Source organism: Brevibacillus sp. DP1.3A, from assembly GCF_013284245.2.
GTDB lineage: Bacteria > Bacillota > Bacilli > Brevibacillales > Brevibacillaceae > Brevibacillus.
Window position 1 is genome coordinate 5838697 of sequence record NZ_CP085876.1, and the last position, 13834, is coordinate 5852530.

A 13834-nucleotide genomic window follows, 5' to 3' on the forward strand; every position below is an offset into this window, starting at 1 on the left:
CGGATTTCCATTAAAAATTTGATGTTTTCTCTCCTGGTTGATCTAGCGCAAAAACTCCCCCTGCCGCTCCCATCACTCCAGCTTCCACCCCGATCTGACTAAGAATGACACGTACCTCCTGCGCCAGTCCAGCGATGCATCTCTCCCTCATGCTCTTCTCAATTTCCGGCATGAGTATGGTAGACGCGTTCATCACTCCACCTCCGAAGACGATAACCTCCGGATTAAACAAATAGATTAGATTGGCTGCTCCAACTCCCAAGTAAAACCCTGCTTGCTTGATGAGTTGCTTGGAGAAAGGATCTCCTGCTAGCGCAGTCTCCCTGATTGCTTTGGCCGTAACTGGCCCATTTGTGGTTGCCAGCTTGTGGCGAGCGGCGTTTTCAATGGCAGTACCCGATGCGTAGTTTTCCAGGCAGCCTCGATTGCCGCAGCGACATGGCGGTCCGTTCCAATCGATCGAGATATGGCCAAACTCACCCGCACTCCCATCCCGCCCGCAAACCAATCGACCGTCGCTGATCACTCCTGCCCCTACGCCTGTGCTGACGGTGACATAGATCATATTTTGGGTGCCAGCTCCTGCGCCCCATAGCCACTCCGCGATTGCCGCTGCATTCGCATCATTGAACAGCCGGACGGGCAGTCCGAACCTCTGCTGGATCAGGGCGCCAATCGGTACATTTCGCCAGCCTAGATTGCTCGCAAATACTACTTCACCGTTCGCGCTATTAATCACCCCAGCTGAAGCAATTCCTACGCCGCGTACTTTTTGGGGATCGATGCCGCTTGCTGATAGGACATCATCAGTAGCAGACAACACCCTTTCGACCACTGCTTTTTCTCCCTCTTCCGCTAAGGTCGGCAGCTGCTTTTGTGCAATTATCCTGCCTGTGCGATCAACCAAACCAGCCAAGATTTTGGTCCCACCCAGGTCCAGTCCAATCGCATATTCTTCTTTTGCCATGCTCGTCTCTCCTTCGTTCACCTTTGCTGTTTTAAAGTTAATTTCTCCAATGACTTTATAAATTCAACTTAGCTTTATTTGTAGCACACTACCTTTCTTTCGTCCAGATTATTCAGAAAAATAGGGGCGTAGCTATTATCTCTCGCTCTTTTCACAAATCGTGCGTTGTGATAAATCCCGTCACAAAAAATGTTTCTACTTTGTCTACCATTCGACAATATCTCCTAAAGTAAAAGGAATAGATATCCTATAAAATGGTATATATAGGCATTCTTGGAGAGGGGCGATGATATCCATCTTCTATATGTGATGGAGTACCGCAACATCTGGCATCCACTCGATGATCGTTTCGGAGCTACTTTACCACTATCTTGAAAGGTTGATGTTCATGTTTAAAAAAGCCTTGATCATCCTGACATTAAGCTCAGTTGTCGCTGTACCAAGTGTAGCCGCACAAGCCCAAGGGGCATCTCTACCTCTACAGGAGAAGGCGCCAGCCTCCCAAAAAACAATAATCAAAAATGCCGCATTTGGTCAGGAAGTCTGGGTAATGCTCGGCTCCCCTATTCCAAGCGGTTGGGTCGTAATCAGATCTTCTGGCAATATGAACCTGATTAAGGATATCAACAATGCTCCTGCCGGTTACGAGGTTTGGGTAATGCTCGGCTCCCCTATGCCTGACGGATGGGTCGTGATCAGAAGTACTGGGACTATGAACCTGATTAAAAATTTGAACAGCGCCTCTTCTAATGAGGAAGTTTGGGTGATGCTCGGCTCCCCTATGCCTGACGGATGGGTTGTCATCAGAAGTACTGGGACTATGAACCTGATTAAAAATTTGAACAACGTTTCTTCTGGTCAGGAGGTATGGGTGATGCTAGGCTCGCCTATTCCTGACGGATGGATTGTGATCAGAAGTTCGGGGAATATGAACCTGATCAAGCGCCTATAGGCTAATCAGAATAATTGGAAAACCGTATCCAACTCCTACCCTTTAGTAAAAGGGTAGGTTTTTTTATTCCCCCATTCATCCTTTTTGATCAGACCCCCCGACAAATTTCGGTAAAAAACGACTATTGAAATGGCATGAACGATTAGAAAACATGGTAAAGAAGTTCTATTATTGTAAATTTTTTGTAATTAACTTGAAAATACTGGATTCGTATTTTACCATTAGAAAAACAATTTTAAACTACTTAAAAGAGATGGACTAGTAGGAATGAAATTGTTTTTGTAATCAAAAAAAAATGAGAAGGAGGTCCACAGAGAACTGTACTGGGAAACACGAAAACTCTTGCTTGGAAAGGAGTCTCATGATGTTAGAAAGAATTTTGGGTAAACTTTTATTGTTCACTATTACTCTTGTCACTCTTGTAAATGGATATTTTGTTATGCCGACAAACGCACAGGATCAATCCGAATATCGCGTAGATTTTAGCGGTGTATCCGCTCCGATCCCTGTCAATATCCGTACCGGACCGACTACTTCTGCTGCTATCATCGACAGGCTTCAACTAAATACCCGTGTACAATTTTCTGGTTGGACCCGAGGCACCTCGTTAACGGACTATTGGACAAGTGCCCCTGATAATAGATGGTTCTTCTACGAGAAAAACGGCGTGAAATACTATGTTGCGTCTGCTTTTATTAATGGAAACCCACCTGCAACCGATCAAAACAAGCCCTTCGTTTCGTATCAGGTAACCATTACGACGAATATCCCTGCTCTCAGACAGGCCTATGAAAATGCCATACGGAATTGGAACAACACAGGCATTGTTTCATTAACACCAACACAAAATGCTCCCATTACCTTAGGTGAAGGTTATGCGAGGGGGTATGATGGATTTGGCTGGTGGCAATCGAATGGTTCCAGAATAACTGGTGGCACAGTCATCCAATGGAACAGAGTGAGCAACAGAAACGCCGCTTATTTAGAAGCTTTGGCTACTCATGAGATTGGACATGTGCTGCGACTAAATCATAGGTCGGATCACTCGATCATGAATAACTCTTGGTTAACGAGAATCACTGGTCCTACCCAAAACGACATCAATGAGCTTAGAAACATCTATAGTCGATAAAGGACCTCTTTTGGCTGTCGAGAAAGTCGACGGCCTTTTTTGATGAACAGCCCCACTCTTGCTGATTGACTCCTTTCCTTCTCATTCATCTGCGTATACTATTATAAATATTCCTAACAATTACCAAAGGAGAATCGCCATGAATAATCAAATTCTCAGTGCGCGCCTGACTCTCACCAAAGTGGCATTACCCGATTGGGAGCTGATCCGCTCCATCTATTCCAACCCGACACTGATGGAGCATATCGGAGCGACCATGAGCGATGAAGATATCCGCCGTAACTTTGAGAAAGAACTCGCTCCGTGGAGCCTAGAATCGACCCACTGGCTAACCTGGATCATACGTGAAACCGACTCCGGTAACGATGTTGGCTTGATTAGCATCTGCACTCGTAACCGAGAAACTCTCACTGCGGAAGTAGGCTTCATCATACTGGACGGATTCAAAGGCAAGGGCTATGCAACGGAAGCAATCAGACGCGTATTTGATTTTGCTGTAGATACTTTTGGATTCAAAAAATTTACGGCTGTTTGTTCTGAAGAACATGTGGCTTCACGACGCGTTTTGGAGAAGGCTGGAATGAAGCTGGATAAAATCGTGCCCGAAAGCACTGAAATTGCAGGTAAGATGGTGAGTGACTGCATTTATTCGTTGGAGAAGTAAGCGTATCTAAGATGGACTCCCGAGCAAATCCGCTGATTTCCATAGCATGCCCGTACCTATGAAATGATTTACTTACATCGCTTTTGGCGGTATTGTACTCGGTGGAGTCGTTGCCTTTGAACCAATAGAACGATTTCTAGCTGCACCTAGACCAAATATAAAGAGCAAGATTGACGCACAAACCAAAAGTAGAAGTGGAACAGTCCAGCTATCCGTTACATCATGCAGATATCCGAAAAGGGTCGGGCCTATTGCAGCGAGCAGGTATCCAACTGATTGAGCCATACCGGATAGCTCGGCAGCCTGTTGAGCATTCTCTGTTCGTAAGCCAAAAAACATCATCGATAAACTAAATGCAAAACCTCCACCAATTCCCAGCATGATGATCCACCAAACAATAAAATTCGAGCTTCCGTAAAGTAATCCAAGCGTTCCAGTTAAAAGCAAAATTGTCGTAATCGTAACTAATGAACGTTGACTGGACATACGCCCTGCGATAATCGGAACGACAAAAGTAAATGGCAGTAAGGCTAACTGCATAATGGAAAGTAACCAACCAGATTGATCTGAACTTGTTCCTTGCTGTTTTAAGATTTCAGGTAGCCATGTGATAAGTACATAGAAAAGCATAGATTGGAGTCCCATAAACAAGGTTACCTGCCATGCTAGTGCGGAACGCCATAAATTCACACTGCTATCAGCCGATTGATTTTGAACGGCAGCTGTTTCCCTATTGCTGCGTTTCATTTGAGGTAACCAAAATAATACAGATGCCAAACTAAGAATGCCCCATATACCCAATGCCCCTTGCCATCCAATTCCTATTCCAACTGCAATGGGAACACTAATACCAGATGCTATTGCTCCCAATAAATTCATAGAAACGGAATATACACCAGTCATTAAACCAATGCGTCTAGGAAACTCTCGTTTAATAAGACTAGGTAACAATACATTAGAAACGGAAATCGCCAATCCAAGAACAGCAGTACCGATATATAAAGTAGCGATTCCTGAGAGGGAACGCATAAAAACCCCAAAACTAAGAAGGATGATGGAAATTAGAATCATTACTTCTACTCCAAACTTTCGTCCTAATTTAGGAACAAAAGGAGAAAAAAGTGCAAAGGCTAGTAGAGGCAACGTGGTAATCATACCTGCTAGCGTATTCGAAATATGAACATCGTCCCTAATAAGACCAACTAGTGGCCCCACCGAGGTTAAAGGAGCCCGTAAATTAGCTGCAATAAATATTATCCCTACAATAACTACCCAAACCGCTGATCTAGTAACACTTGGATTTGATTTTATATCTTGAGTGCTCATCATTTTCCCTCCTAGTCTATTAGAGTGGATACAGGAGTTAATTCGTAACCGAAGAAAGTGGTATATTATAATATACTTTTAAATCCACAAAACACACTATAATATAACAAACGAAAATTGTCCAATATCTATCATCTCTAATAAATCACAACAAAAAATAACCCTCTAGCAACCATTCGGTCGATAAAGGGTCATAGTCGTCGTAGTCTATGAGAATACAGGGGATCGATTTTTAGACCCCGTATTTCAATATAATATGGATGACAACAAGATCGTCGGAGTGATTTATATATGAATGCGTACCATCTGCACAAAAACTAATCGAATCATATTGATTCAAGGTGTATGACTCATTATTTACATGGATGGAAAGGGTTCCTGACATTACCGTCGCAATTTCGGTTGTATTGTGGTGATGCTTCTCTGGATAGTATGAGCTATTCGGTTGTAAATAAGCTCTATACGTTTCAATTTCATTACTTACGTTCTGAAAGATTGGCTCAATCACCCAATCTTTATTATCCCCAGCAATTCTGAGTCCCTGCCCAGCTCTGGACAGATTCACACTGTTTTCGGTTGAGAATAAAGCCAAGAGTGGTATAGATAAGCATTTCGAAATTTTCCACAATACCCCGATTGTGGGATTGGTTTCTCCACGTTCAATATTTCCAAGTGTCAGCTTGCTCACACCCGATAATTCTGATAAATCTTCAAGGCTCAAATGTTTCTCTTTACGAATTTTTTTTAATACCCCTCCAACCTGTAAAACAACTTGTTTGGGATCATCGGTTTCTAGATTCACTTTAAGCCTCCCTTTGCCATATCGATGGAAACTATAAAAAAATATGCGATTAGCATTTCATATACGATAGTGGATGAAATCATACTAAATATACCAGATCATCAATCATTACATTCATTATGTGTATTATATACCACTTGACACTCCCCATGCCTAAAGGCGGGGGATTCTTGGGTAGTCACTCCTAACGGAGTGAATTTTACCAAGCTATCCCTGTGTGTCCCACAGTTTAGTTGACTACGCCAACACTCGAAGTCCTTCTTGCTCAATATTGATAGCAGCGTTTTGGTCACGATCATGTTGTACGCCACAGTGCGGGCATATCCAACTGCGCAAGTTGAGACTTTTCACTGCTTTGTTGCGGTATCCACAGTTTGGAGTTGAGCAGAGCTGGCTTGAAGGAAATTGTTTTCCAACAATGGAGATCCTTCTTCCATACCATTCTGCCTTATACTCCAGCATCGTACGAAACATAGACCACGAAGCATCTGCAATGGATTTGGCTAACTTGTGATTTTTTACCATGTTTTCCACTTGCAAGTCCTCCAAACAGATCACTTGGCTTTCGTGGATCAGCTTGGTTGACAGCTTATGTAGAAAATCGTTACGGGTATTTGCAATTTTTTCGTGGAGTCGAGCTACTTTGGTACGCGCCTTGTTCCGGTTGGTGCTGCCTTTTTGTCTACGAGATTGAATCCGTTGCCATTTCGCCAGTTGTTTTTCATACTTGCGATAGTATTTGGGATTTGCCACCTTCTCACCAGTAGAGAGTATGGCGAAATCCTTGATCCCAAGGTCAATCCCAACTGTTTGTTCTACTTTTGGGAGTAATTGACTCTCTGTTTCACACAATACTGACACAAAGTATTTACCTGAAGGATTACATCTAATCGTAGCCGATAGGATTCGCCCTTCGACTTCTCTGGATTTAGCAAACGATACCCATCCCAGCTTAGGAAGTTTGATGCGATTCCGTTCTATTTTGATGTCCATCTTGCATGTATAGGATTGCTTTGGGTTCTTCTTGCTCTTGAATTTGGGATAGCCTTTTTTCTCTTTGAAAAACTTTTTGTATGACGAATCCAAATCTTTTAAGGTTGATTGCAGGGCAGTGGAGTCCACTTCTTTCAACCATTCGAATTCTTTTTTTAGTTGCGTGAGCAAAGCAGAACAGTCGTTGTAATTCAGCGTTTTGTTTTCTTGTTCGTAAGCATCTTTTCGTTTCGCAAGAAAGTGATTGAATACAAAGCGAGTACATCCAATTGTCTTGTTGATGAGTGTTGCTTGTTCTTTGTTTGGATACAAACGGAATTTGTAGGCTCTATGCAAGTTCAATCATTCCTTTCTTTTTGAGACTCCATGTATTTCTGAATCACATCGAGTTGCACCGTGCCAACCGTTGCAACAAAGTAGGAGTTTGTCCATAGCAAGGGAAGTCTGCTTTTGAGATGTTTAAATTCCATCCGCAACACTCTGGATGTATAGCCCTTCAAATGTTTTACGACTCGGTGGATTCCGAATTGCGGATCGCATTTGATGACCAAATGAACATGATCAGGCATGATTTCCATTTCAACAACTTCCGCACGTAGTTCCATTGCCTTTTCAAGAAACAACTCTTTTAATCGAATGTCCACTGGCACTTTCAAAACCTTTTACGATACTTCGGACAAAAAACAACGTGATATTTACAGTCAAATACGACATTGTGGTTACTTTCCACTGATCTACTCAAAACCATCACATATGGTTAATTATACCATTTCGTTAGATAAAGAAGACATCTCTAACAGATTTGGAAAAAAAAGGACTATTTTTGTTTGCTCTTAGTACCCCCTACAAGGGATGCAGAGCAAAGTGCCTTATATCCCCATAGCTAAAGCAAGGGGTTTTACGGCACGAGTGATAAAAAAACCCTTCCTGCCAAAACAGAAAGGGCCTCCTCCAGCTGGTCTGCTACTTAAACCAGCCTTTTTCCTTTGAATGCATAATTGCCTCGATCCGATTGCTCACACCGAGCTTGTCGAGAATAACGGAGATGTAATTCCGCACAGTCCCTGTCGTAATGTACAGCTGGCTGGCAATCTCCTTGGTGTTCTTCCCGTCTGCGATCAAGACCAGGACTTCCTTTTCCCGCTCCGTCAGCGGATTCTCCTGCCCGTATGCCTCATCGACCAGCTCAGGCGCATAGATCCGCCGCCCTGCCATAATGCTGCGAATCGAGCTGGCCAGCTCTTCGCTCGGACTGTCCTTGAGCAAGTAGCCGTTTGCACCTGCCTTCAGTGCTCGTTCGAAGTAACCTGGGCGAGCAAAGGTCGTGAGAATCATCACCTTGCAGCCGCTACCTTTCAATTCCTCAGCAGCGTCTAATCCGCTTTTGACTGGCATTTCAATATCCATGATGCAAATGTCGGGTTGATGCTGATGCACGAGCTTGACGGCATCCTCACCATTACTTGCTCTTCCGACGACCTTCATATCCTCTTCCAAATCGAGCAGGGAAGCAAGGGCTCCCAAGAGCATCCGCTGATCCTCTGCAATGACAATGCGAATCATCCTCCCGCCTCCTGTTCCGGTTGTTTGAAGACGTTGGGTACCCGAATCACTAGCTGTGTTCCAGACACCGAGGACTGGATTTCCATACTTCCGTTGACAAATTCTAGCCGTTCCTTCATCCCACGCAAACCGTTTCCTCGGTAGACCAATTCCTCCGCCATTCCAATCCCATTGTCTGTTACGCTTACGACGAGATCGGTACGAGTGGGTTCGATGACGATGGAGCAGGAGCTGGCATTGCTATGCTTCACAATATTGTTGACCGCTTCTTTCAGGCACATGCACAACACGTTTTCTGTCATCAGCGAAGTGTTGGTCAGATTCGTATCGCCTTCCAGCACGAATTCAATTTCGGCCGCCTTGAAAATTTGCTTGATCCGAAACATCTCATCCTCTAGCCGCGTCCCACGCATTTGCGTGACCATTTCCCGTACTTCTTTCAACGCGATACGGGCCGTTTGCCTGATTTCCTCCAGCTCCGTTCTCGCCAAAGTAGGATTTTTGTTGATCAGCTTGTTCGCCAAATCGCTTTTCAACCCAATTAAGGAGAGCTTCTGCCCCAACGTATCGTGCAAGTCGCGGGCAATGCGTTGGCGTTCCTCGAGCTTGACCAGCTCTGAAATTCGCTTGTTCGCATGCTCCAGCTCTCCCTGCAGCTTCTCTCGCTTATTCCAGTTGTACGTGGTCACCGGCAAGAGAATGACAGCTATCATGCTAACCAAAACAAACGGAAGCTGGCCAATCAATTGCGCGTTTTTGGTGAAAAAGCCGATGTTGACCGATATGGTGGTGCTAATCAAATGAACCGTGTACAGCGTAACAAAGCCGATCTTGTTCTCGATATTCCCGATAAAAAACGCCAGGAAGAGCGAGAAATACACATAGCCGAACATCAAGGTCATGGCGATGGATATGATAATCTGCACACTCGTCCAAAAGTAAATCAGCCAACCCTTTGACAGGAAGGAGAATACATAGCAAATGAAAAACAGAATGATCATGATGATTCCGATCACCGCTTCGTACGTCGAGGATGACCGGAAGATGAAATAAAATGGCAGGATGTAGAAGACAACCCACACATAAGGGCTCAAGCCCGTATTTTTTTGTAGAATGTGATACCACTTCTGCTTCTGCATGCTTGCCCACCTTTTCTTCGCCACTCTCTCAAGTGTATCGGAATTCAAAGGTTTATGGCAGGCTTATTTTCCTTCCAAACTCGGTTTGGAGCTTTGGAGTGCATCTATGATTGCTTCCGACTGAGCAGCAGCCAACCGCTTGAAGCCTTTGAAGCTCACAAACCGCTTGTTGCTCTCATCCCACAAATGAAAACGCAGGCACTGCACGCTGGACGCCAGTGTAATCGTCGTCGCCATCTGAAGCGGCGGTGTGTCGTTATGTGCTTTTTCCAGGTTGTAGTTCGGTACGCGCGGGCTTAAGTGATGGACATGGTGAAAGCCAATATTGCCTGTGATCCATTGCAAAACCTTCGGCAGCTTGTAGTAGGAGCTTCCTTCTACTGCCGCTTTCACGTAGCTCCACTCTTCATCGTTCTCAAAGTAAGAATCCTCATACGTATGCTGCACATAAAACAGCCAAATCCCAAACAAGCCAGAGACGAAAAAGATCGGACCTTGAATCAACAGGAATGCTTGCCAGCCAGCCGCCCAGATCAAAAGCGCATAAAGACCGACCAGCAGCACATTCGTCAAATACGTATTCAACCGCTCTTTACGGCGAGCTCGCTTCACATTAAAACGATACTGAATCAAAAAGACAAAAATAGGTCCCAAACCAAACATCACGATCGGATTGCGATACAACCGATAAGCGATTTTATGCCAAGTAGAAGCCTCGAGATATTCATTGACAGTCATCATCCACAAATCGCCTACGCCACGTTTGTCGAGGTTGCTGCTCGTTGCATGGTGAATATTGTGACTGTTTTTCCATTGTTCATAAGGGACGAGGGTCAGCACACCGGTAATCGTACCAACGATGTCATTCGCCAGACGATTTTTGAAAAAGGATTGGTGGCAGCAATCGTGGCAAATGATGAATGTACGGATGACAAAGCCGGCTGCGACAATGACGATAGGCAGCGTGAGCCAATAAGACACAGATAGACTGAGATAAGCACCGTACCAGAGTAGAATCAGCGGAACTAGTGTATTGATTAGCTGTCGGATACTCTTTTTCAAGTCTGCTTTTTCAAAGGGGGCAACATTCTTTTTCAATTGGGCAATGTTGGCTTGATGCATCAATTGTTTCCTCCTCGATTGATGCGCACAGGGACATGTGAATTCGCCGGACGCAATATTCTATCTTTATTGTAGGAAATAGCGTCTGGCCGCTGTAGTCATAAACGTCAAGTCGTGGACATGACAAATGTCATGGTTGAATATATATCTGGGAGATTGAGGGAGGAGTAAACTACAGCAAAAAGGAAGAATCCAGCGCATGAAGGATTGCTGAACTTCGCTCCTTAAAAATTAGTATTCCCATTTTCCCCGTTTGGAAATCTTGAAAAGCTTCTATGATCTCTTCAAGGGTAGTCTCGTTGATTTTCACAGACCCGCAGGAGTGCAAAGAGACCCCATCCTTTCTTCGGATGAGGTCTCTCGCTTTGACGCTTTTTGATTTACTTCACATCGAGGCGCTTCACGATGTCATCGAGCAGCAAATTCGCTGCCTTGATGCCGCCTGCTTTGTTCCAAACCGTTTCGTCTACTTGGTAAACTTGGTTGGTTTTCGCCACATTCAGAGATTTGAAGACTGGACTTTCCATCCATTTTTTCGCGTTGTTCGCAATGTCTTTAGATTCTTTCGTTGGCTCGGTTACCCAGTAGAACAGGATGTCCCCGTCCATAGCGGACATACCTTCTTCACTGATCATTTCTGCAAAGTTGTTTACGTCCTGGGAAGCTGGACGTGCGAGTCCCAGCTGATCGAGCAGCACACCGCTAAAGGTATCTTTTTGATAGATTTGTACGCCTTTTTTGGAGAATTTCGCTACGGATACTTTAGTAGAAGCTTTAGGACCCAGCTTTGCTTTCGCAGTAGCTACACGGTCGTCGAATTCTTTCAGGACTTGCTCGCCTTCCGCCTTCTTGTTCAGTGCTTCTGCATAGAGCGTGAAGTTGCTTTTCCATCTTCCGGACAGCTCTTCAGAGAATACGGTTGGAGCGATTTTGGATAGTTGATCGTAAATCTTTTCATGACGTACTTTGTTTCCGATGATCAAATCAGGGCTCAAGCTTACAATCGCTTCGAGATTCGGCTGGTCTTCGAAGCCCAACACTTCTACGCCTGTCATCTCATCTTTGATGTGAGGATACCAAGGATCTTCATCCCAGGACTGTACAGCAGCGATTGGCTTAACGCCAAGTGCAAGCAAGGCTTCGGTGCCTTCATTTGTTAAAATGACCACACGTTCTGGTGTTCCCTTAATCGGAGTGGTACCCATTGCGTGCTTCACTTCACGTACTTCATTAGAATCGGCTGGTGTGGTTTGCGCTGGCGTAGCCTCAGTCGTCGTTCCCGATGCAGCTGGCGTCTGTTGAGCTTGATTGGCATTGCCTCCGCAACCGGCAAGGACAACCAGCAAGCACAGCGCGAAGAAGCTGGTCATGATGTGGCGCATGGTACGTAAACTGGTCTTACTTTTCATATCGAGAATGCCCCCACTTCTGCTTATCAACTTAGTGATAACAATTATCAATTGATAGTATATAGAGACTCCTCTTACTTTTCCATGGACGTGATTGTCTAATTGCCATGGACCAGATTACCCCTGTCCGACCTGGAGAAAGTACGCTGTGCTCCTTTGAATCGTATGCTCTCTGCCAAACGGTCCCCATGGGTCCCATTCATGATTGGCGGGATGGTACACTTTGTTTTCCCGCACCGCACGCAAGTCTCTCCACAGCGGGTTGTTCCATAGCGCTGCTACATGCTCCCGCTCACTCCAGAACACGATGATTCTCTCCGGGTTCAATTCGATCAGATCGTTGAGCGCATTTGGTTTATAGGCCGCGTGGGTCACATTCGGGTCAGGCGCAAATCCAAGCTTGTGATAAAACAAGTCTGCGAGGGCGTGTCCCTCTACGCCGTACAAGCGCACCTCATCCTTTAGCACACGAATCATCGTCCATTCACCCGTGCGTGTAACCGGCAATAGTGCATCTCTTGCCTGTTTTTCTACTTTGTCGATGTGCTTGATGATTTTCTCTGCCTGACTCTCTTTCTTGAAGAGCGTCGCCAATTTGGTTTGGTAGTCAATCCAGTTCGGATAGCCGTCAAAGGAGACCGTTCCTTTTATTTTCTCCCAATCTCCTGCCTCCCGATTGTTGAAAAAATTCATCCTGACAATCACATCAGGCGACAAAGTCAAAATCTCTTTCGGATCGATCAACTGCTCTGCATTCAGTGCTTTTGTCCCGCGCAGCTTTTGCTGCAAATAAGAAGGAAAGCCCGTCCTCGTTTCAAAGTAGTTCGGGAAGGAGGGGGCAGCAATCGGCTGAATTCCCATCGCAAGAAAATGATCCTGCAAAAACAGCTTGCTGACCACGACTACCCGCTGGTCACTTTGCTTCATATAAATTTGCGGTGACAATCCTTCTCGTTTTTTAAAGAGCCTGCTAAAATACAGCTCATCGGCATAACCTACGTTACGAGCCACATCCTTCACACTTCCTCCAGAATGGGCAAGCAGCTCCTTGGCATGCTCCATCCGCAACCCAGTCAAATACTCCCCGGGTGTCATTCCCGTCGCACGTTTGAAAGCACGGCAATAAGAGCTGGGGGTCAACCCCGCCAGTTTCGGCAAGCTTCCCAATTCCAGTGACTCGCGGTAGTGCTTTTGCATGTAGGTGATAGTCTCCTCAATCGCTCCAATGCCCTTTTCCTCTTTCTTTTTCTGTTCATCATGAACAACACCAAGCAGCTCGTAGAGTAGCGCTTGGCTCCGCAAAAAAGAAGAGTAGTCCCGCTTCCTTGTCAATTGCGAGAGCTCATCCAATACCGTCAGAAATGAGGCGGGAGTAGAGACAGCCAAGACCTTGACTTCTTTCCTCTCGGGAGAGCTCTCATGCTGATCGCGTCTCGCTTCCACGTAATGCAGCCTGTATATGTGCAACGGTCCTGATTGGCACCGCAATTCTTCTATCTTCGTCGTCGGGCGCAACAACAAGAGCTTTCCGGCGTCGAGCACCTGCTTTTGACCATCAACCGTAATCTCTGCACTTCCTTCTGCCACATAGCAAAGGACATGGGTGTTTACCTCCACCTGACGCAGGCGAAAATTTTTCAATCGCTGTTTGCGAAAGGCGGTCATCAAAAAGCCAGGATAATCTTGATTAATCATCAACAGATTCACATCCTTCTATCACCGGAAATAACAAGAAAAAGTAGACAAGCTGATTGCCAGAATCAGC

At 45.2% G+C, this 13834-nt stretch carries 12 protein-coding genes and 1 pseudogene; 3 read left to right on the top strand and 10 right to left on the bottom strand.

Annotated elements, in window-relative coordinates:
• Positions 1-10: 10 nt before the first annotated feature.
• A complete protein-coding gene (locus tag HP399_RS26995; protein ID WP_173618216.1) occupies positions 11-967 on the bottom strand; it encodes an ROK family protein in 957 nt (318 codons plus the stop codon).
• A gap of 388 nt (positions 968-1355) precedes the next feature.
• On the opposite strand from HP399_RS26995, the gene HP399_RS27000 reads away from it, so the two are divergent.
• The 3 genes from HP399_RS27000 (at position 1356) to HP399_RS27010 (ending at position 3715) form a co-directional block, all read left to right on the top strand.
• Positions 1356-1919, top strand: coding sequence for a hypothetical protein (locus tag HP399_RS27000; protein WP_173618217.1), 564 nt, complete (start codon positions 1356-1358; stop codon positions 1917-1919).
• A gap of 439 nt (positions 1920-2358) precedes the next feature.
• On the top strand, positions 2359-3051 hold the full coding sequence (locus tag HP399_RS27005; RefSeq protein WP_228088369.1) for a matrixin family metalloprotease: 693 nt from the start codon (positions 2359-2361) through the stop codon (positions 3049-3051).
• A gap of 139 nt (positions 3052-3190) precedes the next feature.
• Positions 3191-3715, top strand: a complete 525-nt coding sequence (locus HP399_RS27010; RefSeq protein ID WP_173618218.1) for a GNAT family N-acetyltransferase — start codon at positions 3191-3193, stop codon at positions 3713-3715.
• A gap of 72 nt (positions 3716-3787) precedes the next feature.
• Here the strand turns inward: HP399_RS27010 and HP399_RS27015 are convergent, their stop codons facing one another.
• The 9 genes and pseudogenes from HP399_RS27015 to HP399_RS27055 form a co-directional block, all read right to left on the bottom strand.
• Complete coding sequence (locus HP399_RS27015; RefSeq protein ID WP_173618437.1) at positions 3788-5041, bottom strand: CynX/NimT family MFS transporter; 1254 nt, start codon at positions 5039-5041, stop codon at positions 3788-3790.
• Between the two features lie 232 nt (positions 5042-5273).
• Positions 5274-5843: a helix-turn-helix domain-containing protein gene (locus HP399_RS27020; RefSeq protein WP_173618219.1), complete on the bottom strand. Its 570-nt coding sequence runs from the start codon at positions 5841-5843 to the stop codon at positions 5274-5276.
• Positions 5844-6080: 237 nt separating this feature from the next.
• Entirely contained in the window at positions 6081-7172 is a 1092-nt protein-coding gene (gene tnpB / locus HP399_RS27025; protein WP_173618220.1) for an IS200/IS605 family element RNA-guided endonuclease TnpB, read from the bottom strand.
• A 2-nt stretch (positions 7173-7174) separates the two neighbouring features.
• A pseudogene (gene tnpA, locus HP399_RS27030) lies at positions 7175-7578 on the bottom strand (IS200/IS605 family transposase).
• A gap of 221 nt (positions 7579-7799) precedes the next feature.
• Positions 7800-8399: a response regulator transcription factor gene (locus tag HP399_RS27035; RefSeq protein WP_007722595.1), complete on the bottom strand. Its 600-nt coding sequence runs from the start codon at positions 8397-8399 to the stop codon at positions 7800-7802.
• Positions 8396-9538 carry a sensor histidine kinase gene (locus HP399_RS27040; RefSeq protein ID WP_173618221.1) on the bottom strand — a complete coding sequence of 381 codons (1143 nt, stop codon included), beginning with the start codon at positions 9536-9538 and terminating at the stop codon, positions 8396-8398. The genes HP399_RS27035 and HP399_RS27040 overlap by 4 nt, the downstream gene beginning before the upstream one ends.
• Before the next feature lie 63 nt (positions 9539-9601).
• Positions 9602-10660: a Delta(5) desaturase DesA gene (locus tag HP399_RS27045; RefSeq protein WP_173618222.1), complete on the bottom strand. Its 1059-nt coding sequence runs from the start codon at positions 10658-10660 to the stop codon at positions 9602-9604.
• 380 nt (positions 10661-11040) lie between these two features.
• Positions 11041-12069, bottom strand: coding sequence for an ABC transporter substrate-binding protein (locus HP399_RS27050; protein ID WP_173618223.1), 1029 nt, complete (start codon positions 12067-12069; stop codon positions 11041-11043).
• 117 nt (positions 12070-12186) lie between these two features.
• Positions 12187-13764 carry a helix-turn-helix domain-containing protein gene (locus HP399_RS27055; protein ID WP_173618438.1) on the bottom strand — a complete coding sequence of 526 codons (1578 nt, stop codon included), beginning with the start codon at positions 13762-13764 and terminating at the stop codon, positions 12187-12189.
• Between the last annotated feature and the right edge of the window lie 70 nt (positions 13765-13834).